The organism is Bradyrhizobium barranii subsp. barranii (genome assembly GCF_017565645.3).
GTDB classification, from domain to species: Bacteria; Pseudomonadota; Alphaproteobacteria; order Rhizobiales; family Xanthobacteraceae; genus Bradyrhizobium; species Bradyrhizobium barranii.
In genome coordinates this window covers 9,755,356-9,778,029 of sequence record NZ_CP086136.1, presented here as the reverse complement: position 1 = coordinate 9,778,029, position 22,674 = coordinate 9,755,356, and the positions used below count along the sequence as shown (strand labels likewise).

The following is a 22,674-nucleotide window of genomic DNA, read 5'->3' as shown; positions in this document are numbered from 1 at the left end:
GCATGGTGGTGCGATGACAGACCAGAGTTATGGACGGAAGGCGCTGGCGTTCCTGAGGCTGCAGAGCTGGCTCTCGCCGTCGTTCCCGAACGGAGCCTACAGCTACTCGCACGGACTGGAATGGGCCGTGGAGGCCGGCTATGTCTCCGATCGGCGCAGCCTGGTCGATTGGCTCGAGGCCGACCTTTGCTACGGCTCCGGCCGAAACGAAGCCATCTTCTTCAGCGAAGCCTACCGATGCGTGGCCGAGGGCGCCGAGGACCAGCTGCCGGAGCTGGCCGAACTCGCCGCCGCTTCCCGCGGCACATCCGAATTCGTGCTCGAATCCGCACAGCAATCGTCGGCGTGCCTTACGACCCTTCGCAGTGTCTGGCCGGATCGAATTCTGGACATGTTCTCCGACCCGAAATGCCCGCCGGTGCTGGCTGTCCTGCTCGGAGCGCGAGCGGATCGCCGTCGAAATCGCGCTGCCGGCGTTCCTGCACAGCTATGTCGCCAATCTGGTGAGCGCGGGGGTGCGATTGGTGCCTCTCGGTCAGACCGATGGTCAGCTCGCCATCGCGGCGCTCGAGCTGCCGATCCTGTCGCGCAGTGAAATCGCACGCCGCGAGACGGTCGACGATCTCGGTTCGGCGGGCCTGATGGTTGAGCTCGCGTCCGCCGCACACGAGCTCCAGTATACGAGGTTGTTTCGCTCATGAAGACGATTGAACGCGAGAGCAGGTCTCTGCGCACACCCGGCATTGCGGCAACCAACGGGCCGCTGCGCGTCGGCATCGGCGGCCCTGTCGGTTCCGGAAAGACGGCGCTGGTCGAGGCGCTGTGCAAGCACCTGCGCGATTTCTACGAGATCTACGTCATCACCAACGACATCTACACCAAGGAGGACCAGCTCATTCTGACCCGTGCGCAGGCATTGGCGGCAGAGCGCATCATGGGGGTGGAGACGGGTGGCTGTCCGCATACGGCCATACGGGAGGACGCCTCGATGAACCTGGCGGCGATCCACGACATGAACCTGAAGTTTCCGGACGCGGAGCTTTGCTTCGTCGAGTCGGGTGGCGACAATCTCGCCGCCACCTTCAGCCCGGAGCTTGCGGACCTGACCGTCTACGTCATCGACGTCGCCGCAGGAGAGAAGATCCCGCGCAAGGGAGGGCCGGGGATCATGCGATCCGATCTGCTGGTGATCAACAAGATCGATCTGGCTCCCATGGTGGGCGCGAATCTGGAGATCATGGAAGCGGACGCGCGGCGGATGCGAGGCGCGCGACCGTTCATCTTCTCCAATCTGAAGAGTGGCCAAGGTGTCGACGAGATCGCGGGCTTCATTCTGCAGAAGGGCGGGTTGTCCGCCGCGGCGCTGTCTGGAGGTGCCGATCGATGACGGATGATGACCAGGAGTTTGCCGGCGATCTGGCCAGGCTGCGCCGCAGCATCGACAATCTGGATGCGGCGATGGTGCACCTGCTCGCAGAACGCTTTCGCTGCACGGATGCGATCGGAGAGCTCAAGGCCAGGCATGGACTGGAATCCCGGGATCCCAGACGCGAAGCGGCGCAATTGAAGCGGCTTCGCATCCTCGCCGCACAGAGCGGGCTCGATCCGGATTTTACCCGGAAGCTGCATGCCCTGGTCGTTCGAGAAGTCATCACCAATCATGAGGCGGTGAAGTTCGAGTCGGGAGCCGGCTAGGAACGATCGCTTTTACAACGACCCATTTCACGGTGAGACCGGACAAGGCGCGACATTCCACTGGTGATGCGCGGTCGTTACGCGGACTGGTCGACCAGGCTGCCGGGCTGCTGGCCCTTCTTCTCCAGCTGCTTTTCGATGGCGTCCCGGATCTTCTGCTCCACCGCCGCTTTCTGGTCCGGGGTCATGTTGGCGAGGTCGGCCTCGCTGAGATTCATGCTCTTCAGAATGGCAGCCCGCATACGGTCGAAGGGATTCATCTTCGCGTATTTCAGGAATTCCTGCACGACGCTGCTGTCGCCCGATGCGCCATCTTCGCTTGTTTGCGAGGGCCCACCATTGTCGGTCACCGACGGCTTCGATGCACCGGTCGATGAGCCGGCTTTCGCAGGCTGGTAGCCGAAGATTGAAGCTCCTGCCGTGACTTGCATGTTCGGCCCCTCAAGACGATCGCGAAGGGCAAGCAACGTGCGTGCCAAATCCTTTCGTTCGATTTCCCGATGTTTCCGGGCTCGCGCTCATCGGCAGCTTGAAAAAATTGCCGGTGCGGCGGTGTCGCGGGCAAAGTTTGCCCGGTCGCCTGCGCGAATCGCGTCGCCGCGCGGGCAGTTGGCATCGATCAGGTTGCCTTCACTCCGGCGCTCTCCGAGCGTCGCCAAAGGCCAAGCCTGAACCATAGCAGCCTGGCAGCGGTCGATGGCCATCGCACCTCCCACGCCGGGCGCCGCGGTTTGTCCAGGCGCTCGGCAATCAGGAATGCACTGGTCGCGGCCATCGCCGGCAAATGCCCGCCTTGCGTCGCCAACGGAACGAGCATCAGCGCCCAGCAGGCTCCGCAACACCAGATACCCTGGGTGACGCCATATCCGAGAGCAGCCAGGTCGGCCCTGATCCCATACGCCGCCAGCGGCGGCTGGTCGTGGCAGTGGTTCAGGCAAATCTGTTTCCCGGGGGAGAATTGCCAGACCAGGACGAGCGATCCCGCCAATGCGATCGTGACGATCGATGATGATTGCACCAGTTGCAGCGCCAGCACGGCCAGCACGATGGGAACGCCACAGGCAGCCCAGATGGCGCAATATCCGATCATGAAGAGCGCCATCGACCGCATGCGTCGGCGCGGCAGGCTTCGCGCACGCACGTGCCCAAGAGCGCCCGCGAGCATCGGCATCATCATCGCCGCGACCATCAGCATCCATTCGCCGGCGAGTCTTGCCGGCGAATAGAACGTCATGGCAAGGGCGAGCTGATCGAGCGACAGTGCCGGCCACACATCGCTGTTGCAGAAGGCGACGAGCCTGCGCTGGTCCGACAACGCCACGACGGCCGCCCACGCGGCGGCAGCCGCGACGGTGAGCGGAATACGGATTTGCAGACGCTCGTAGGCCGCGGGCGTCATGAGCGGCCGTCAATCGCCCTGTCGGACGATGCTGATGCGGCCGACACTCACGTCGGCCGACTGCTGCACCGGCGCGACGGCCTGGAGGCGAACGCCGACCTTTGCGGGATCGGCATTGCCCGAACCGGCAAACTCCGAATAGGGCTTGGTAATGTTCAGCGCGTACGACAAGCCGTCTCCCGCGTGCCCGGTATCGCTCTCCGTCGCCTTGGTGATGCCGAAGAGCCCGATGCTCCCGACCTGCCGCTCGAAGGACGGCGCGCCGTCCTTCCCCGCAAACTGCAGATACACCTGCAGCACGGTGGCGTCGGAATATCCGCGCACATTCTCCAGATTGAGGAAGACCTGCTCAGCGCGTGCCCCGGGCGCAGGGCCGGCAGCCAGCCTGGCGGCAACTTTCGTATGCGTACGCGCATCGAGTTGCACGGAGGTCTCGGCACCTTTCCCTGCGACGGGAAGCGATTGGGCATTGGCGCCAAGCACCTCAACTGTTGCTCCAGTCGATCTCGCCATCGCGACCGCTCCGGATGATGTCGCTGTCCTGCCGGCGACGGCCGCCAATGGCGCGCCTGCCGGCGAGAAATCGCTGTAAGTATAGCCCACCCCGGCAAAGTCCGACATCTGTTCCGGCGTGTACTCCCACGGCGAGCCGTCGGGGAGAGGAACGACAAATTTGTGCTGGCCGAGGCTGGCAGGTCCCTTCTTCCAACTGGCTTCTTCCGGATCCGTGTTTTGGGAATCGCCCTGCCTCCAGCTTTGCCACAGCCGATCGATATTCGCGTGGTGCAGCCAGAAGATGGGATCCAGACCGGCCGTCACCGGTGACGACATCAGTCCCGGCAATGGCCTCGTGCTCGCCTCCGGGAACATCTTCTCGCCGCCGACAAGGCCGTGAACCTGGTCGTGCGGTTGACTTTCGATGTCGCCATGCTTGGTGCCGCCGTGCTCGAAGCCGGTGTCGATGCCACCGAAGCCGCGATCGCCGCCACTTGCTACGCCGGTGAATTCGTGAACGTCCATCGCATCCAGGTTCACGGCATCGAGCGGGACGAAGACCTTGCCGGGCTGCGAGGGATCGCCGGGTCCCCACCGCTGTTCAATGAAGAGAGGATTGTTGCCTGTGCCGTCCGGCCAGTCCGGGCTGCCGAATGCCGGCGGCAAGCCATCCTGACCGGGTTTGAAGTAGTTCCAGTAAGGCAAGGTCCAGTCAGGCGGCCCGCCGAGCGTCACGACGGTCGAACGAATGAGCTTCTCAAACCCGATCAGATAGCCGCGGTGCCACGGCAGAAAATACCAGCTGCCGTGCTGACATTGCTGCCAGAACTCGTCGAAGTCGGCCTGGGCAGGAACTTGCTCGGCAGGCGCCTTGTAGCCGTAGAACTCCCACAGGCCCTGATGATAGCCGTGCATGCCGGCCCAGAAGCGCCAGCTGGTTCGATCGTTGAGCGGCTTCGGCCTCAATGCGCCAACGGCGCGCGCGTACCAGAGAATCGGATCCGCCCAGTCGCCGCCAAGCTCCCACACGTTCTGTCGAACCAGCATGCCGCTCTCCTTGTCGCTTGACTGCGGCGCCGGCCGGCCGAGAGAACGGGCAGGCGGCTCCGCCGGATTGATCTTGCTCTCATCCACCGGCTCGCTCTGAGAGCCGGCATCTTGGGTCACTCGGACTTCTGCCGAGGACGCTCCGCAATCGCCGCGGCCAGGAAAATAGACGAAAAATCTATGGTTGTGTAGTAGCGAATTCTAACCGTTAGCGCGAGCGGTCTTTGATCGGCCAGGCTCGGCCGTCGGAAATGCCTGCAACGACAGGAGAATAGCGGCGCATGAACGTGCGAGCTCACGGCCGGCAACAATCTGCGACAAAACGCCGTTGATCCCGGTCGGCCGCGCGCGTCCTCAGAACGTCGTGATCGGCTTGCCGTCCGCCCCCACGAGACTCGACGGCGCCTCGCCGAACACCAGCCCCTCCGGCTGAAACTTGATCGTCTTGCCGCCCTCGACGAAGTCGGCGAAATTGCGCGGCGTGGCCGAGTGCACGCCGTTGGTCAGGAAGTCGTCGATCTCGTAGCAGGTGTCGGGCCTGCCGCCGGAGCCTTCGCCCAGAAACTTCTGGAAGGTCTGGCTCGTCACCTTGGCCTTCTTGCGCGCCGACCAGTTGGTGTAGCGGCGATAGAGCTTCGGCAGGATCACGGGGCCCTTGTCGGTCGCGAGGACGTCGGTCTCGTTCTTCCTGGGTTCGCGCAGGTCGAAGTCGAAAGCGGGAATCGTCTTGGCGAGATGCTTCCAGACCGGCAGCTTCTGCGCGCGTGCGGGCTTCGCGAGCGCGAGGAAGGCCTTGATCTCGTCGTCGTTCATCGAAGAATAGAAGGTCGGATAGGCAAAGCCCTGCACCACTAGCCAGTGGTTGATGTCGATTTTATTGCCGGCGACCGTCACCTCGATGTCGCCGACCAGCCGGCCATAGGTGTCGAACACCTCGTTCGGCGCATCGACATGGGTGAACACGCGGCAGGCGAGCGTCGGCCCGCCGGCGCTGCTGAGGAAGTCATGCAGCGCCTTGCTCGTCGTCGCGCCCAGAAACTGCCGGTAGGGGTGTGTGACCTCATGATAGGCCTGCCGCTTGGCGTCGCTCAGGCCCTTCTTCTCGGCGGCCGAGAGCGGCGAGGGCTGATAATGCAGCTCGGGCGCGTCGATGCCCTGAAGGCGAATGGTGAGCTTGCCGTTCTTGATCGGCGCCGACGCGGTCCGGCCCTTGACCTTGGCGCCCTCGAAGACGTGGGTCGGCTGGAACGGCACCTGGTCGTTCTTGCGGAAGCGGATCGCGTCTGGGGCGACATTCACCACGACCTTGGTGGTGTCGGCGTCCGACCGGCCCTCCGGCCAGAACTGGCTGACATCGATGGTGCCTACGACCTCCAGCAGTCCAACGGGCATCGGGCGCTCCTGTCAAACGAACGCGGCGACCGCCTCATCGAGGCGAGTCGCGCGCGCACTGGCAGGTAGCGGATCATCTTCGTGCGACAGGCCCGTGACGGGGCGCGGCCGCGAGACAGTGCAACGCGGCCTTCGAGCGGAGCGGGCGGGGCATGATTGGTCCGTCGTGCAACGCATGCTGTGGCGACGACGGACCATCTTCGATTGGTGCGGAAGCCTCCGCGCTGCTGCTCCCGCTCGGAATCAGGGGCGGTACGGACAGACCATCGTCAGGTGGAGCAGCGTCGGCGCCTGGTCCTCACCGTTGTCGTACTCCCACTCCAGCCGGATCTCGTGCCGGTCGGCATAGGCGTCGCTCGCCGCGTGAGTGATGATATTGGTCTTCATCGGGATCGGCGGCTCGGAATTGAAGCACTTCCGCACGCAGGCATCGAGCAGCGCGCATCGCGTCAGCGGGATCACGCCGGGCTCGTCCTTGGACAGCGGGACCGTATTCAACTGCGTGGTGAGGTCGACGCGAGCTCGTCCCTTCTCCTTGTGCCAGTACGCCGCGCTCCCGTCCGGCCATTTGTCCGCCGGCGTCAGGATCAGATGGTACTGGCCGTACTCCAGGGTCGGCACGTGGATGTCCGGCGACGCCTTGAGGATGTCCACGCTCCTCTGCATGTTTTCCAGAGGGAAATAATTGTCGTTCATCAAATCTTTGAATGAAGCCCCGGTGTAAGTTCTCGACCCCATCGTCTTTTCCCTCAATATGTCCTTGGCTTTGTGAAAATACATACAGCTCCGCGACGCCGGTTAGTTTTGCCAACCCGGCTTCGCCGAATATATGCCCCATCTTTGCTGGGATTTGCATAGGCTACCACTCAGGACTGTGTTTCGTCCAGATCGCCAACCGCACCGTGCTCCGCTAACGGCGATGGGCAAGTCCGATTGCTAAGCGGTTCTCGATAGGTATTCTTACCACGAGTTGCTCGCGGGCGCTGGACGACAGCGACGCCGCGATCCTTGAAGGCGCAGGAATGCATTGCTTCGCGTGCCAGTCGGCGATTGATTCGGACGATAGCTGGTGCTCCAAGTGTGGGGCGGCGGTACGTCGGCGTGCTGATCCCGACAGCGAGCGGCGGTTTGTGACAATTCTCCGAGCCGACGTCATCGACTCCACAGGGCTTGTTGCCGAATTGGAGCCGGAGGAGGCCGTCTCACGCCTGGAGCCAGCGCTGGCGGCCATGACGGGCGCGGTACGCCAGTTTGGCGGCATCGTCAGCAAGGAGTTGGGGGACGGCTTGGCCGCTGTCTTTGGTGCCCCGATCGCCGACGACAACCATGCTCCGCTGGCCTGCCATGCGGCCATCGAGCTTGTCCGGCGGGTCGGCAGTCTTGGCGATCCCGGACTTCAGGTTCGGGTCGGCCTCCATTCGGGGCACGTCGTCGCCTATATGGTCGCCAGCGAATTTTCCAAGGTCTACGAGATCGGAGGAGCCGCTCAGCATCTTGCCGCGAGGCTGGAGGCCGCGGCCGAGGCCAATCGGATCTACGTGTCGGAGGCCTGCCAGAAACTCGCGGATGGACATGTCCGATTCGAAGCCTTGGGTCGCAAGGTGCTGCGCGGTTTCAACGAGCCGCTGCCGGTCTACCGTGTCGTCGGAGCGAGCGACCTTTCAAGCTGGCGGGTGCGACGAGCGCGGAGCGTTTCGCGGTTTGTCGATCGCACGACTGAGCGGGCCCTTTTGGCACGTGCCGCGGAGAGGTCCAGTGCAAGCCGGCAGACGGTCCTGCTGATCGGCGATGCAGGCATCGGAAAATCGCGGCTCGCGCATGAGTTCGCCCAGGAGCTCAAGGCCGATGGCTGGCGGCTGATTGACGCCGAGTGTAGTCCGAACCTTCAGGGCGTGCCGTTCAGCGCGCTCAAGCGCACCATACTTTCGATCTTCGAAGTTGCCGCCAGAGATTCGGATAGTCTGGTCGACATCCGAAAGGAGTTGCCGGCAATCCATCAGCTCGCGATCGATTCCATATTGGATATTCCGGTCGCGGATCATCGCTGGAGTGAGCTGGAGCCTTACGCGCGCGCGCGTGCCATTTCCGATGCAAGTTGCGCCATCGTGCAAAGCCTGGCCTTTCAACAGCGTACGGTTCTTCTCATCGAGGACCTGCACTGGATCGACCGAGCCAGCGATGCGGTTGTTGCTGCAATCGCGTCGTTACAGAGTCCCAACCTGATAGTTTTTCTCACGAGCAGGCCGAACGGCATGCCCGAGTGGATCGCACGCTGCCATGCGGAAGTGATTGCAATGCGCCCCCTGGATGACGATTCGGGATTGGCCATGTTGGCCGATATGCTCGGACCGTCGGCGATGAACACCGATTTGAAGAACCGGATCATCTCTCATACTGCCAACGTTCCTCTATTTCTCGAGGAAGTCTGCCGTGGACTGAAAGATAGTGGCACGCTTCGCGGTCAGTGGGGTGACCTTGCGCTCGTTCGACCTATTGACGAGCTCGGCATCCCTACCAGCATTCAGGGGGTGATTGCGGCGCGGCTCGATCGTGTCTCAAGGCAGGAGCGCTCGGTTCTCCAAATAGCGGCGGCGCTGGGGCCGCGCTCAAGCGTGATGATGCTGCGGAACGTCGCCGCGCTGCCCGAAGACATTCTCCAGGATTGCCTCGGAGCGCTCGACCGAGCCGAGATCCTCGTCAGGATCGATAGTGAACTTGAGGACTCGATCGAGTTCCAGCACGAGATGGTCCGCCAAGTGACCTACGAGTCGATGGTCGAAAAGGTGCGCGAGAACATACATGGGCGAATACTTGCGGCCTTCGAAAGCGACGAGACATGGAGCGACGGTCCTGACACGCTTTGCTACCACGCGATGCGCGCGAAGGATTGGCTGAAAGCGTTCGGGTACGGGAGAGGTGCCGCGCAGAAATGTCTTGTGCGCTCGGCGTATGCCGATGCGGTCGACTATTTCGGGGTCGCGATGAGTTCGCTCGACAAGATGCCAATGACTCTCTCGCGGGAGGCAGATGCAATTGACCTCCGGATGGAGGCGCGAATGGCATTCATCTGGTCCGGTCAGGTTGCCGAGTGGATCGATCTCGGAAAAGAGGCCGACAGAGCTGGCCCCGCAAATTCGGACAGTAGCTTGAGTGGATTTTCTGCCTGACAGCGGCGAGGATTCTTGCTGCGAATCAGGAGCGAAGATGACGAAGAAGAGCCGCCGGACGCATTCTCCGGCATTCAAGGCGAAGGTTGCTTTGGCTGCGGTCAAAGGCGACAAGACACTGGCGGAGCTGGCGCAACTGTTTGATGTTCATCCGAACCAGATCACGATCTGGAAAAACCAGCTCCTGGAAGGCGCCGCCGGCGTGTTTGGGCATGACAAGACATCGGCCGAGACGCCGGTCGATTTGAAGGCGTTACATGCCAAGATCGGCGAGCTGGCGTTGGAAAACGATTTTTTGTCCGGCGCGCTCACCAAGGCGGGCCTGCTGAGCGCAAAGCGATGATCGACCGCGATCATGATCTTTCTATCGTGCGCCAGGCGAAGGTCCTGAAGCTGGCTCGCAGCACGGTCTACTATGAACCTCGGCCAGTTTCGGCCGAGGACCTTGCCTTGATGCGTCGGCTCGATGAGCTGCATCTCGATTATCCCTTCGCGGGAGCGCGTATGCTGCGATCGTTGCTGCGGCGGGAGGGCGTATACGCCGGTCGCCGCCACATCGCGACGCTGATGAAGCGCATGGGGATCGAGGCGGTCTATCGTCGCCCGAACACGAGCAAGCCGGCTCCGGGTCACAAGATCTACCCGTACCTGTTGCGCGGATTGAAGATCGAGCGGCCCGACCATGCGTGGGCAATGGACATCACCTACATTCCGATGCGACGTGGCTTCGTCTATCTCGCGGCGGTCGTCGATGTGTTCAGCCGACGGGTCCTGGCCCATCGCGTCTCGATCACAATGGAGGCGGCCTTCTGCGTCGAAGCGGTCCAGGAGGCGTTGGCGAAGCACGGCAGGCCCGAGATTTTCAACACGGATCAGGGCAGCCAGTTCACCAGCCTCGAGTTCACCGATGTGCTGCTGGACGCGAAGATCGCCATCAGCATGGACGGCAAGGGCGCCTGGCGCGACAACGTGTTTGTCGAGCGGCTCTGGCGCACGGTCAAATACGAAGAAGTATATCTCCGCGCCTACGACAGCGTGTCCGAGGCGCGAGCGTCAATTGCCAAGTATCTGGCCTTCTACAATCAGGGACGCCCTCACTCGAGCCTTGACGGGCGCACGCCCGACGAGGCTTACTTCGGCACGCAAGCTATGGTGATGGCCGCATGACCGTCGCCGACGGTTTTGTCGTCGCTCTGGTCGGGCTACGCCCTCCCGACGCAACGACAAAACCGTAAAGCCCCGCGTTCAGCATAACCCGGCAGGAATCCACTTAAATCCAGCGGGGCGCTGTCCAAACAACCGGGGCCAGCTCTGAACGCCGGGCTAGTGGAATTGACGACATCGGAAGAAAGGTCGCCGCCATGACCGTCATGGCGGGTGGACAGAATTTCTACGGAACGCCAACTGAAGCGGTTGCGCTCGGCCAGGAGGTCGTTGGCCTCGCCGAGAAGTCAGGCAACCCGGGTTGGCGCAACCTTGCACAATACAATCTGGGACAGGCCTATTTTCTCGCCGGTCGATATCGCGAAGCGGAGCAGATGTTGGCGCAAGGCCGCGCTAATCTCATGGGACCCGAAGCGAGCGCGCCGTTTGCCACTCCCCCAAAATACACACTGCTCCTCTGCTGCATGATGAAGAGCTTCACCCACACCGTCATGGGCGAACTCGACGCCGCCGAGCAGTTCCAGCAACAAGCTTCGGCGATCGCGGAAGAGACCAACCGCCCCTACGACCGCGTCGCCGCCGCCTATAGCGGCGGCTGGCTGATGCTCGGGCGCAACGAGCCGGCCGCGGCCGCTGCCATTCTCGAAGACGGTTTTGTGCTGGCGCAGAAGCACGGCATCCGGCTGTTCGTGCCGGTGCTCGCCTGTCACCTCGGCATCGCCTATCTGGAGCAGGGGCTGTTCGACCGGGCGCGCGGCATGCTGGCCGAGGCGCGCGAGGAGGCGAAGGCGGTCGGCTATACCTCGGCGGTGCTGCGCAGCTCGATCTACCTTGCGCTCGCAACCTTCCGCCTCGGCGACGTCCAGGCCGCGCAGAACATGCTGCGCGAGGCGCGCAACACCGCTCGCCAGCAGGGGTTTTCCGGCCTCGAGGCCGAGGCCCTGTTCGGCGAGGCCGTGGTGACGCCGCCGACGGATGCGGCGAACAAGGCCGCGATCATAGTCGCCCTGCGCGCGGCCATCGCGATCGCCTCCGAGAGCGGCGCGCTGCCGCTCCAGCACAAGGCCGAGGCGATGCTGACCGAGATGCTCGCTCGGGGCGGCGAGCTGACCTGACCCTGCTCCCTCCCTGGCGTGCGATCGTACCGTGGGCTGCTTTTTTTGCCCGACGGGTCGTTTGAGTTTCGCAGGTAAAGCAAGGACTTAAGAGGCCGCCTCTACTGTGCATGGGGTTGTTTTCGACATTTTGCAGGGACGACCATCACCTCCTGCCGGCGCCGTTCAAGGTCTCATGACTTGCCGGACGCGGTCTGCGCGCCCTGGTGACGAAGCCACTTGCACGGGCGCCAAGGTCGGCTACCGTCGGCACTAGCCGCAGGGCCAGGTGACTTTTGATTTACATTTTCTAGCATCCGATCTATCGGCGCCGCGACGGCGCGACGCCCACCGGACGAGGCGGGGCCATGATCACACGGGACCAGTCAGCTTTGTTGGCGCCGGTCGAGCGCGATTTGCGGCTCGATCTCTTCCGCGGCATCGGGTTGTGGATGATCTTCCTCGATCACATCCCGCACGACGTCGTGGCCTGGCTGACCTTGCGCAACTACGGCTTCAGCGACGCCGCCGAGTTCTTCGTCTTCATCTCCGGCTATCTGGTCGGCTGGATCTACGGGCCGATCGTCGCCGGCGGCTGGTTTCTCGCCGCGCTGAAGCGGCTGTGGCGGCGCGCGGGCGAGATGTACGTTGCCCACATCATGCTGTTCCTGCTGTTCACTGCGCAGATCGCGCGCACGGTCAGGAGGTTCGACAACCCGATGTATGCGGACGAGTTCAACGTTCACAATTTTCTCGACCATCCAGACATCCTGATAGGTCAGGCGCTCTCGCTGCGCTACAAGCCGGTCAATCTCGACGTGCTGCCGCTCTACATCACGCTGGTGCTCGCCGCGCCCTTCATCGTGTGGGGCCTGGTGCGCCGGCCGAACCTGACGCTGGCGGCCTCCGTGGTGTTGTATGTGTTGGCGCGCCGGTTCGACTGGAACATCGCCTCCTATCCGCCGGGCACGACCTGGTACTTCAATCCGTTCTGCTGGCAGCTGATGTTCGTGTTCGCCGCCTGGTGTGGCGTCGGCCAGATCGACAAGATCGCAACATGGGTGTGGTCGAAGGCGGCGATGACGCTGGCCGCGGCCTGGCTTGCCTTCGCGCTGCTGATCGTGATGACCTGGCACATCCCTGCGCTCGAGGCGCTGATCCCGAAATGGATGATCAAGGCGATCTACCCGATCGACAAGACCGACCTCGACATGCTGCGCTTCACGCACTTTCTGGCGGTGGCGATCTGGATGACCTATTTCATCCCGCGCCACTGGAAGGCGTTGCATTCGAAATGGCTGCACCCGGTCATCCTCTGCGGCCAGCATTCGCTGCCGATCTTTTGCCTCAGCGTGTTCCTGTCGTTCTCGGCGCATTGGATCCTGATGCAATTCACCAGGGGCGTCTGGGAGCAACTCGCCGTCTCGTTCGCCGGCTTCGTCATCATGTTCGGGGCGGCGTGGCTGCTCGACCGCGCCGAGCGGGTGCCCAGCCTCTTCGTCAAGGTGACGGATGTCGACGACGAGCGGGAGGCCGCCGCCGAAGGCGCGCCGGTAACGATCATCGGCGCGGCTCCGGCTCGCCGCTGAGAACACATCGCGTCGCCGGGACTATTTTTCGGGAGAGATGCATGTCGAGATTTTTGTTGACGATTGCCGGCGCCCTCCTGCTCCTCGTCTGCAACGCGTCGGCGCAAGGGCCGTCGCCCGAGGCGATGGATGCTGCACGAAAACTCGTCGCCACGCTGAAGATCGCAGATCAGTATCGCGCGGCGCTCCCGCAGCTCCTGCTCAAGCTGAGACCCGTGGTCGCGCAGGACCGGCCTGAGATCGAGCGCGATTATGATGCAATGACGGCGCCGGGCTCCGACATCTACGCGCCGTTCTTTGCCTCGATGATCGACCAGATCGCCGCTCTCTATGCCCAAAACTTCACCGTCGACGAGCTGCGCCAGATCGAGGCGTTCTATGCCCAGCCTGCTGGCCGGAAGTTTATGGAAAAGTCCGATGCGCTGGCGCAGGCGAGCGCGCAGATCGGCCAGGACGTCAGCCAGAAGGCCGCAGATGAACTAAAGCTACGCCTCATCGAGGCGCTGCGCCAGAAAGCGCACAAGCCGTAGACCGTCATGTTCAGTGAATCGCGGCGTACATGATCCTCTCCTCCGTCGCCTCCAATGCGGAGAATTCCTCCACGACCTTGCCCTGGCGCGAGACCAGGATGCGGTCGGAGAGCGCCATGATCTCGGGCAGGTAGGATGAGATGACCACGACCGCCTTGCCCTCGTCGGCGAGCTGGTTGATCAACTCGTGGATCTCGACGATGGCGCCGACGTCGACGCCGCGCGTGGGTTCGTCGAAGATGATCAGATCGGGTTCCTGGACCAGCGATTTGGCGATCACGACCTTCTGCTGATTGCCGCCGGAAAGCTCGACCACCTTGCCGTCGTTGCCGATCGCGCGAACCTTGAGCCGTTCGATCCAGGTCCTGCCGATCGCCTCGTTCTCTCGCCGCGACAGCATCATGCGGCCCTTGGGAAATTTCGACAGAAGGCCGAGATAGATGTTGCGTGCGATCGAGGACGTCTCGAAGAAGCCTTCGACCTTGCGGTCTTCAGTCACATAGGCGATGCCGGCCTTCACCGCCGGCGCCGGCACCCGGTAGCGCACCGGCTTGTCGTGCAGCAGGATCTCGCCGCCATGGAAGAAGTCGCGCTTCAGCACGCCGGAGACGATCTTGAACGTTTCGGTGCGGCCGGCCCCGACGAGGCCGAATACGCCGGTGATCTGTCCCGCGAACACCGACAGGGAATTATTCTTCACCATCGGCGCCATCTTCAGGTTCTGCACGGTGAGCACGCGCGCGCCTGGCGGCCGCACGCTGCTCTTTCGCGCACCGTAGAGCGTGTTGGAGAGGTCGCGCCCGACCATGGCCTGCACGATCGCCGCGCGGTCGAATTTGGTAGCATCGTCGGTGACGACGTGCTTGCCGTCGCGCAGAACCGTGATGCGGTCGGCGAGCAGCAAAGCTTCTTCCAGGGCGTGCGAGATGAAGACGATCGAGACCCCGCGCTTCTTGAGATCGCGGACGAGGTCAAAGAAGTATTTCTTCTCTTCCGGCGTCAGCGACGCCGTCGGCTCGTCGAAGATAATGACTTTGGCGCGGTGCAAAACCGCGCGCGCGATCTCCACCATCTGCTTCTTGGCGGCGCCGAGGCCGCCGACGGTGGCGGTCGGCGTGACGTCGAAATTGAGCGATTGCAGGAACTGCTGCGCAGCGATGTAGATGCCGCGCAGGCGGTTATAGAATTTCTCCTGCCCGAGAAACAGATTCTGCGCGACAGTCATGGTCGGCACCAGGCTGTTCTCCTGGAACACCATGGCGATGCCGAGATTGCGCGCCTCCAGCGGCGTCCGCGGCGCGACGTCGGCGCCGTCGACCGTCATGGTGCCCGACGTCAGCGTCACCACGCCGGCCATCACCTTGGTCAGCGTCGATTTGCCGGCGCCGTTCTCGCCGACCAGCGCGTGGATCTCGCCGCGGCGGAGGTCGAAGTCGACCCCGTCGATGGCGGGCACGCCGGCGTAAAGTTTTGTGGCCTTGCGCAGCGAGAGTGCGATGTCGCTCATGAGCGGAACTCCTCGGCAAGACCGGACAGCGGCAGTCGCAGCACGCGGCCCGGTCCCTTGGCGATCAGGACGAGATCGCCGCCCATCTCGATCGCCGCAACGATACCGTGATTGGCGCCGTCGACCCGGCTGTGCAGCGAATAGAGCGGCTGGCCATCTGCATCGAGTCGGATGACGAGGCCATAGGAGCGCGGCGGCGCCCACGGCTTGATCACGCCCATGGTCTTGATGTGTGCACCCTGCATCGGCTCCTTGAACGAGAAGCCCGAGCGTAGGCGCGGCGCAACCCAGTAAGCCGGATCGATCTCGGCCATCATTCGCTTGCGGTAGGCTGGTTCGCGCAGCACGAACTCGATCAGCTGCGTGCGCGCGGTGAAGGCGGTGAGCCAGTAGCCGCCGCCCGCCGCCTTCGACAGCCGCGAGGGGTAGACGGGCAAGTGAGCGAGCACGGTCCGCGGCGGTGCGCCCGGCGCAACAAGGACGAGCCGGTGGCGCCAGCTCTCGCTGACCAGCGTGCCATTGCCATGCGCGCAGGCACCGAAGGCATGACCCAGTCCCTGGGCCAGCGGTGTCACGGTCTTGCTGGCGGGATCGAGCCTGAACACGCGGCCGCTCCGGTTGAGCTCCATCAGGTCGCGTGCCCAGTCATCGACGCCGCAGGTCGCCGAGCCGTCCGTCGCGATCAGCGTGTTGTCGCTCGCGAGCGTCAGTGCGTTGACGGCATTGAACGCGCTATCTGCAAACGTCACGCTTGGCTGCTCGGCCGAGGGACTTACGTAGAGACGCACCTCGCGCCCCCCGAGCGCGACCGCGAGGCCACCGCCGGGGAGGGCACACAATGCCGAGATCGGCCGCTCGAAGTTGCGCACCTCCGATGCCGTGCCGTCATTCAAAGACATCAGCTGCGGGCCCGCCGCGATGAAGAGGTTGCTTCCGTCGGTGGCGAGATCCTCCGGCGCCTCGCATGTCAGCAAGGTTTCGGCGGATTCCAGCTTCTGGTTGGGCTTCAATGCGCCGTCGAAGGACGGTACGGTGATGGTGGCGTCGCCGCGCCCGAGAAAGCGGTTGGCGAACTCCCTGACGACCGCGATCACGATTGCTTCCCCCATCGCTTGTCGTACTGGACGAAGTTCGGATCGGCATTGTCGAGCTTGTAGCGGCCGATCCGGTTGTTGAGGATGCCGCCGAGATAGAGATAGCCGCGATGCTCGCGCATCGAGGTGATCATCGGATGGTTTTCGCCGCGCAGGTCCCAGAACGATTCGACGATCTTGCCCTGCTCGTTGAACTTGACCACGCAGCCGGTGTTGATGTTGGGGAACAGCCATTCGTCCACCGGCACGCGCTTGCCCATGCGGCGGCGGAAGCCGGGCATCTTCCAGGCGAGGTCGAGCGAGGGGCTGCGCATGCCGACCAGCGCCAGCCAGTAATTGCCGTCGGAGGCGAGGTTGATGTTATCGGGGTAGCCCGGCAGATTGTCCATGACGACCTCGACCTTGCCCTTCTTTGACCCTGCGAACCAATAGCGCTTGATCGAGCAGCCGAAGGTTTCGGCGAACAGGATCGACTGGCCGTCGCTGGCGACGCAGATGCCGTTGGGGAATTTGAGGCCGCGCAGCTCCGTGCGCGTCACGCCGGTCTTGGTGTCATAAGAGATGATGCGGCCGTTGCCGCGCGCTTCGAGACCGTCGATCGGCCACTCGTCCATCTCGTAACGCACGGTGGCCTCGGAGAAGAAGATCAGCCCGTCGTCGGTGATGTCGAGGTCGTCGGCGAGCCGCAGGCGGCTGTCGTCGTTGACCGAACGCATGCTGCGATTGGTCTCGTCGGTCGCCTTTTCCACCGTGCCGTCAGGCTTGATGCGATAGAGCCCCATGCCGCCGATGCAGACGTAGAGATTGTCCTCACGGTCGAAGGCCATGCCGAGCGGCTGGCCGCCGATATGGGCGAACACTTCCATCTTCTGATAGTCGGGTGCGAAGAAGCGCATGATGTCACCATGGCGCGATCCCGCATAGAGATTGTCGTGGCGATCGAGGATGACGTCCTCCGGCGCCTCGATGCGGCCGAGGCCGATCGACTCGACATTGCGCAGCTTGTCGTTCTGCTCGAACGGGCCGCCTTGCCCGATCTCGGTCGGCGGCGGTGGCGGTAGCGCGTGATAGGTTGGCGCAACGTAGACCTTGCTGATGATGCGGGTTCGGTTCTTCTGCCAGCGGATATCGACCATCGCGGCGACCAGCAGGATGCCGGCAAGCGCCATCCGGTTGACGCCGCCGCGCGCGTTCATGGTTGTCAGACCATTGGTGATCAGGAGCACGATCAGCACCCCGACCGCCGATTTGGCGACCGAGCCCTTGCCGCCGCCGAGCGTGATGCCGCCGAGCACTGTCGCCGTCAGCACGATCACCTCCAGGCCAACGCCGATGTCGCCGCCGACGGTGCCAAGCCGCGACGCGAAGAACAGCGCGCCAATGCTGGTCAGCACGCCGCTTGCGACGTAGCAGAGCGCGATGGTGCGGCGGACGGGAATGCCGGAATTGTAAGCTGAACGACGCGAGCCGCCGATCGCGGTGATGTGCCAGCCCGGGCGCAGCCGGGTCATGAAGATATGGCCGAAGATGGCGATGACGATATAGACGAGCGCCACGGTCGGAATGCCGAAGACGCTGCCGCCGCCGATGAAATCCCAGGACGGAATGTCGGGGAAGGCCGACGCGATCGCGTTGGAGTAGCGCTGGATCAGGAGATCGTAGGCCGAGCGGTAGATGATCAGGGTGATCAGCGTGGTGATGAAGGCCCGCAGTCGCAAATATCCGATCAGGATGCCGTTGACGGCGCCGAGCAGCGCGCCGCAAAGCAGGGTGGCCGCCACCACCGCGGGGACCGGCCAGCCCAGCACGTCGAGAAGATAGAGGGCACAGAAATCGGTCAGTGCGAAGATCGAACCGACGGAGAGGTCGATGCCGCCGACGATGACGACCAGCGCCAGCCCGAGCGCGATGAAGCCGATCTCTCCGGCCTGGCGCGCAGTATCGGCAAGGCTCGCTGGCGACAGGAAATTGTCGATGGACCGGCTGAGCGCGAGGCCGACGATCAGGAGGAGGATCACTGGGATAGCTGTCTCGGTCCATCGCTTGGACAGGATTTCACCGAGGAGATGATCGGGCCAGTAGCGGTAACGCAGGCTTGTCAGAGTGTCGCGCATCGGAATTCCGGGACCTTGCAAGTTTCGAGACCGCGTCCCGGACGTGAGATCGTCCGGGACGCCAGGGTCTTGCGTCGCGACAATTATTTCTTGAGGTCGCTGAGATTCCAGCACGCCATCTGGCTATCGGCGTTCTCCTTGGTGATCGGAATCAGCGTGGTGTATTCCGAGCCCTTGACGGAGCCGGGCTTGATGCCCGACGACAGCAGCCATTTGATGGTGCCGGCCATCTGCGCGGCCTGGGTCGGCACGTCGTAGCTCATGTTGAGATCGAACGCGCCGGACTTGACCAGTTCGCACGCGCCCTTGCGCTCGCCACCGCCGGAAGTTGCCACGAACACCTTGCCGGTGAGGCCGGCCTCCTTGACGGCCGCTGCCGTGCCGATGTCCATGCCATCCCAGAAGCCGACGATGCCGCAGAGATCGGGATTCTGCTTCAGCACCGTTTGGGTGATCGCCTTGGCCTTGGCAGCATCCCAATCGGCGGCCTGGCTCGACACCACCTTGATCTCAGGATGCTTGGCGAGCACGTTCTCGACGCCCTTCAGCGTATAGGCGCTCGCGGCCGCAGACAGCGCGCCCTGGATGATCGCGATCTTGTTGGACTTGCCCTCGCAGGCCTTGACCACGCCTTCAGTCTGGCGTTCGCCGATCTCGACCCAGTTCGCGCCGACGAAGGCGGAGCTACGATAGGCAGAGCCCATGTTGATCTGGATGACGTAGATGCCTTCGTTCTCGGCGCGCTGCAGCAGCTTGGCGTAGGTCTGCACGTCCGGATTATGAACCACCATCACCGCCGGCTTCTCCGAGATCAGCGAGGTGACGGCCTGCGCGCCGGCGTTGGTATTCCAGTTGGCGTCGCGGATCACGAACTTGACGCCGAACGGCTCGAGCTCCTTCTTCAGTCCGGCATACCAGCCCTCCGTGAGGTCGAAGTTCATGGCGACCGGCACATAGGCCACGGTCTTGCCGGCCAGTGCCTCCTTGAACGGCTTCTGGAACGGCTCATCCAGACCCTGCTGGGCGAGGGCCGGTGCGGTCATTGCCGCAAGACCCAGTGCGGCAACAATTGCCTTTGTCGGGTTGCCGAAATGCTTCATTGCTTCCTCCTTGGTTGTGGTTGTCGTTATTGTTGGATCGCTTAGATGTCGCCCTGTTGTGCCGTTTCCTCGTTGCGCGGATTCAGGAAGGAATCCGTGATGACGGCGAGCAGCAGCACCACGCCCTTGATGAGATTCTGCCCGGCGTAGGAGATGTCCATGATGGTCATGCCGTTGAGCATCGTGCCGATCACGAGTGTGCCGATGACGACGTTGAGCACGCCGCCGCGGCCGCCTGACAACCCGATGCCGCCGAGCACGACGACCAGGATGACGTCATAGATCAGCGTCGAGTTGAAGATGCGGGTCGGCATCGAGTTGACGGATGCCGCCATCACGAGGCCGGCAAAGCAGCCGATCAGGGCGGTGATCACATATTGCAGGACGATGATCGGGCGAGAGGGAATGCCGGTGACACGCGCGGCATAGGGGTTGTCACCGATCGCATAGATATAGGCGCCCCAGCGCGTCTGGCGCAGCAGGAACGCGACCACGATGCAGGCGATTGCGAACATCCAGATCGACGTCGGAATGCCGAGAATGGTGCCTTGTCCGAGCCGCTCGAAGCCGTCCATGCCCGGGCTCCATTGCACGACGTCGAGCTGGAACAGCGCGGTCTGCCCGAGCCCGGCCAGCAACAGGCCCGTTGCCAGCGTCGCAAACAGCGAAGGGACTTCGGCATAGGCTCAGCCAGCCGTTGACGAGGCCAAAGGCAATCGTGAGCAGGACGGCGGTCAGCAGCGCGGCCGGTAGCGAATGACCGTTCTGCACCATCTGGAGCACCAGTCCCGGCGGCACCGCAAGGGCTGCGATCAGCGAGATGTCGATGCCGCGTCCGATCACGACGATTGCCATGGCAAGGCCGAGGATGCCGAGCACTGCCACGTTCTGGAGCAGCGTCAGCATGTTGTCCGCCGTCAGAAAGCCGCGCAGGAAGATCGAAAACACAAGGAACAGCAGCGCAAAGACTGCGAAGACGATCTCTTGCTGATTGAAACGAAAGCGCTTCATCCCCGTCTTGCCTTTCTTCGACCCGGCTGTTGCGCGACCGTCAGGACGATCGGTTCTCGATGCGATAGGTTTGTGGAAGCGTTGCAAGGCTTTCGACGAGCATCTTTGTTCGATCCAGATCACCAGAATGGACCGAGATGCTGACGACTGTGTTGAGCTTCTCGTCTTTCTCGACGAGGATATCTGCCGCGGTGTCGGGGCCGAAGATGCGATCGATCTCGGTCCTGACCTTTTCCCGGATGGCGAGATCGCGAAGCGTGGGCTTGAAGATCTTCCCGACGGCGGTAACCGGAAGAGCTTCGAGCAGGACGACGCGCTTTGGCCTCGCAGGAGGCTCATTGACGTTGTGTTCGAGATGCTCGCGCAATTGCGTCAGATCGATTGTCTGTCCGGGGGAGGGCACCACGAAGAGAACTGGAACCTCTCCCGCGTAGGCGTCGGGCATGCCGACGGCCGAGCTCATCTGGACACCGGGGAAGGCGTTCGCGACGTCCTCGATTGCGGCAGGGTCGATGTTGTGACCGCTTCGTACAATGAGGTCCTTCTCGCGCCCCGTCAGCACGAGGCGTTGATCCGGGGTGAGATAGCCGACGTCGCCGGTGACGATCCAGTGGTCGTCGGTGAGCACGCCGTTGTTGTGCTGGGGATCGACGTATCCGGGAAACACCTGCGGTCCCCTCACGAGGACAAGACCGCTGGTGAGAGGCGGACACTCTGTCTTTAGTTCGGCATCAGTCAGAGCGACGATTTTGGTCTTTGCGAACGGCGCCCTGAAGCCGACGCTGCCTTGCACGGGAGTACCACGGCCGGGATTGAAAGCGATCGCGGCCGCGGTTTCTGTCATCCCGTAGGTCTCGAACAAGGTAATCCCGGTCCGCGCCTGAAACCTGTCGCTGACAGCCTTGGGAGCCACGGCCCCGCCGGTGAGCGCCATGCGAACGGTGCTGACATCGGAGGACCCGATCGGCACCTCGGCAAGAGCGGCAATCGACGTCGGCACTCCGCTCACGATGGTCGCGCGAAACCGCTCCACCGTGTGCCAATAGTCGCGAATCGCATCGGGACTTCTGAGGCTGTACGGCGAGGGAATGATCACGTGGCCGCCGGCTGCGAGGATCGACAGGCCGAGCGTTATGGTGCCGCCGACGTGAAACAGCGGAAAACCGTTCACGGCGGCATCCAGCTCATCCAGTCCGTGGACCTGAGCAAAGCCCCAGGCCGCATGGATCTGGTTGCCATGTGTCAGCCGAACCAGCTTAGGTCGTCCGGTGGTCCCGCCGGTGTGGAAGAGGGCGCAGATCGCATTGCGATCGGTCGAAGGTGCGAAGTCCAGTGTGCCGCGCGCGCTCGCGGCCGTCTCATTGAAGTTTAGAAATCCTCCAGGCAGCGGACCGTTCGCGCCCATCACAAAAATGGTCTTCAGCGACGGGACGCGTTTCGCGACATTGGCGGCCTTGGCCCAGATCGCGCGATCGGCCGCTTCGGCCGGGATCACCAGCACCGTCGCGTTCTGCGCCTCGAGCAGGTCGACGATTGCGTCTTCGTTCAGGAGATAGTTGATCGAGCTGGCGACGCCCGCGACCTGGGCGCCGAGCAATGCGGGGAACAGTGGCGGCAGGATCGGACAGAGGAACGCGGCGGTCCCACCGCTCTCGCCGATCCCGTGCGACCGGAACAGATTGGCCGCGCGGATGATCTCCGCAAGCAATTGCCGGTGCGTCAGCGTCGCGTCGCCCGGCTCGCGCGAGCCTTTGGTCAGCACCGTCAGTGCAGGCCGATCGGGATGCAGGTGCGCCGTGGCTTCGAAGAGATCGAGCAGATTGCGGGAAGGGACCAGCGAATCGTAAGGCCGCTGCTCCAACGCCTCGATATCGGCGATGGTTTTGACCGGCTGCGTGAACCGCGTTGTGATTTGCGATGACAAGGCCCTGCTCACGGGCATCGCCATTCGGGCGGCACGGCAAGCTGTGCAGCAGTTGACTGGACCTGACGCAAGCGAACGTTTCCCGCCTATTTTGTGGACTGCTTTTTGTTCTTCATAGGCCACATGCCGGAGCGCGGCTTGCTCCGGAGCGCAAAGCTTTTGCTTCTCCGCGCAAACGGTCTTGCGTGTAGGCGGCGGCCCTCTAGAATCTCGATGCGTGGCCAGCTTGTGCGATGCACAAACGACGTTCATCATGGCGGCGCAACGGATGGGCGGACGATGAACCTGGTGTTTTCGACAGACGATCTGGAGCCGTCCAAACGCTACGCCGCGTGGCAAGGTGCGATTTGCG

At 63.0% G+C, this 22,674-nt stretch carries 17 protein-coding genes and 3 pseudogenes; 9 read left to right on the top strand and 11 right to left on the bottom strand.

What is annotated here, in order from left to right; all coding sequences use genetic code 11:
* Nucleotides 1–13 precede the first annotated feature (13 nt).
* The 4 genes from J4G43_RS47565 to J4G43_RS47555 are packed head-to-tail and all read left to right on the top strand — an operon-like array spanning nucleotide 14 to nucleotide 1,695.
* Nucleotides 14–595, top strand: coding sequence for an urease accessory protein UreF (locus tag J4G43_RS47565; RefSeq protein ID WP_256461388.1), 582 nt, complete (start codon nucleotides 14–16; stop codon nucleotides 593–595).
* The gene (locus J4G43_RS56270; RefSeq protein ID WP_408581397.1) at nucleotides 504–701 is read left to right on the top strand and encodes an urease accessory UreF family protein; all 198 of its coding nucleotides are present in this window, start codon (nucleotides 504–506) and stop codon (nucleotides 699–701) included. Before J4G43_RS47565 ends, J4G43_RS56270 begins: the two co-directional genes overlap by 92 nt.
* On the top strand, nucleotides 698–1,387 hold the full coding sequence (ureG, locus tag J4G43_RS47560) for an urease accessory protein UreG (RefSeq protein WP_208088984.1): 690 nt from the start codon (nucleotides 698–700) through the stop codon (nucleotides 1,385–1,387). The genes J4G43_RS56270 and ureG overlap by 4 nt, the downstream gene beginning before the upstream one ends.
* Complete coding sequence (locus J4G43_RS47555) at nucleotides 1,384–1,695, top strand: chorismate mutase (protein ID WP_063980899.1); 312 nt, start codon at nucleotides 1,384–1,386, stop codon at nucleotides 1,693–1,695. Before ureG ends, J4G43_RS47555 begins: the two co-directional genes overlap by 4 nt.
* 77 nt (nucleotides 1,696–1,772) lie before the next feature.
* Here J4G43_RS47555 and J4G43_RS47550 read toward each other — a convergent pair whose 3' ends face one another.
* From J4G43_RS47550 to J4G43_RS47530, 5 genes are all read right to left on the bottom strand, one after another.
* Nucleotides 1,773–2,126, bottom strand: coding sequence for a hypothetical protein (locus tag J4G43_RS47550; RefSeq protein ID WP_208088983.1), 354 nt, complete (start codon nucleotides 2,124–2,126; stop codon nucleotides 1,773–1,775).
* Nucleotides 2,127–2,314: 188 nt separating this feature from the next.
* Nucleotides 2,315–3,094, bottom strand: a complete 780-nt coding sequence (locus J4G43_RS47545) for a DUF2182 domain-containing protein (RefSeq protein WP_208088982.1) — start codon at nucleotides 3,092–3,094, stop codon at nucleotides 2,315–2,317.
* Between the two features lie 9 nt (nucleotides 3,095–3,103).
* Nucleotides 3,104–4,636: a tyrosinase family protein gene (locus J4G43_RS47540; RefSeq protein ID WP_208088981.1), complete on the bottom strand. Its 1,533-nt coding sequence runs from the start codon at nucleotides 4,634–4,636 to the stop codon at nucleotides 3,104–3,106.
* A 354-nt stretch (nucleotides 4,637–4,990) separates the two neighbouring features.
* On the bottom strand, nucleotides 4,991–6,028 hold the full coding sequence (locus tag J4G43_RS47535) for a thermonuclease family protein (protein WP_208088980.1): 1,038 nt from the start codon (nucleotides 6,026–6,028) through the stop codon (nucleotides 4,991–4,993).
* Nucleotides 6,029–6,271: 243 nt separating this feature from the next.
* A complete protein-coding gene (locus J4G43_RS47530; RefSeq protein WP_028148879.1) occupies nucleotides 6,272–6,766 on the bottom strand; it encodes a hypothetical protein in 495 nt (164 codons plus the stop codon).
* A gap of 284 nt (nucleotides 6,767–7,050) precedes the next feature.
* Here J4G43_RS47530 and J4G43_RS47525 point away from each other — a divergent pair.
* The 5 genes and pseudogenes from J4G43_RS47525 to J4G43_RS47505 form a co-directional block, all read left to right on the top strand.
* A pseudogene (locus tag J4G43_RS47525) lies at nucleotides 7,051–9,168 on the top strand (ATP-binding protein); the annotation flags it as partial.
* A gap of 64 nt (nucleotides 9,169–9,232) precedes the next feature.
* Nucleotides 9,233–10,362 (top strand): IS3-like element ISRj2 family transposase gene (locus J4G43_RS47520; protein WP_129557670.1). Its coding sequence is split into 2 segments (ribosomal slippage): nucleotides 9,233–9,485 and nucleotides 9,485–10,362, totalling 1,131 coding nucleotides; the frame shifts between segments, so codons are not numbered across the junction.
* Between the two features lie 134 nt (nucleotides 10,363–10,496).
* Nucleotides 10,497–11,474, top strand: a pseudogene (locus tag J4G43_RS47515) (tetratricopeptide repeat protein); the annotation flags it as partial.
* 347 nt (nucleotides 11,475–11,821) lie between these two features.
* Nucleotides 11,822–13,042: an OpgC domain-containing protein gene (locus J4G43_RS47510; protein WP_208088979.1), complete on the top strand. Its 1,221-nt coding sequence runs from the start codon at nucleotides 11,822–11,824 to the stop codon at nucleotides 13,040–13,042.
* A gap of 41 nt (nucleotides 13,043–13,083) precedes the next feature.
* Nucleotides 13,084–13,572: a DUF2059 domain-containing protein gene (locus tag J4G43_RS47505; protein WP_208088978.1), complete on the top strand. Its 489-nt coding sequence runs from the start codon at nucleotides 13,084–13,086 to the stop codon at nucleotides 13,570–13,572.
* 10 nt (nucleotides 13,573–13,582) lie between these two features.
* Here the strand turns inward: J4G43_RS47505 and J4G43_RS47500 are convergent, their stop codons facing one another.
* From J4G43_RS47500 to J4G43_RS47475, 6 genes and pseudogenes are all read right to left on the bottom strand, one after another.
* Nucleotides 13,583–15,079, bottom strand: a complete 1,497-nt coding sequence (locus J4G43_RS47500) for a sugar ABC transporter ATP-binding protein (protein ID WP_208088977.1) — start codon at nucleotides 15,077–15,079, stop codon at nucleotides 13,583–13,585.
* Nucleotides 15,076–16,188 carry a hypothetical protein gene (locus tag J4G43_RS47495; RefSeq protein WP_210387415.1) on the bottom strand — a complete coding sequence of 371 codons (1,113 nt, stop codon included), beginning with the start codon at nucleotides 16,186–16,188 and terminating at the stop codon, nucleotides 15,076–15,078. Before J4G43_RS47495 ends, J4G43_RS47500 begins: the two co-directional genes overlap by 4 nt.
* Nucleotides 16,170–18,287 (bottom strand): ABC transporter permease subunit, encoded by a 2,118-nt coding sequence (locus tag J4G43_RS47490; RefSeq protein WP_208088976.1) that lies wholly within the window; start codon nucleotides 18,285–18,287, stop codon nucleotides 16,170–16,172. The genes J4G43_RS47495 and J4G43_RS47490 overlap by 19 nt, the downstream gene beginning before the upstream one ends.
* Nucleotides 18,288–18,370: 83 nt before the next feature.
* Complete coding sequence (locus tag J4G43_RS47485) at nucleotides 18,371–19,387, bottom strand: sugar ABC transporter substrate-binding protein (protein WP_028157321.1); 1,017 nt, start codon at nucleotides 19,385–19,387, stop codon at nucleotides 18,371–18,373.
* Nucleotides 19,388–19,428: 41 nt separating this feature from the next.
* A pseudogene (locus tag J4G43_RS47480) lies at nucleotides 19,429–20,398 on the bottom strand (ABC transporter permease).
* 40 nt (nucleotides 20,399–20,438) lie between these two features.
* Entirely contained in the window at nucleotides 20,439–22,322 is a 1,884-nt protein-coding gene (locus tag J4G43_RS47475; RefSeq protein ID WP_225005557.1) for an AMP-binding protein, read from the bottom strand.
* Nucleotides 22,323–22,674: the final 352 nt, after the last annotated feature.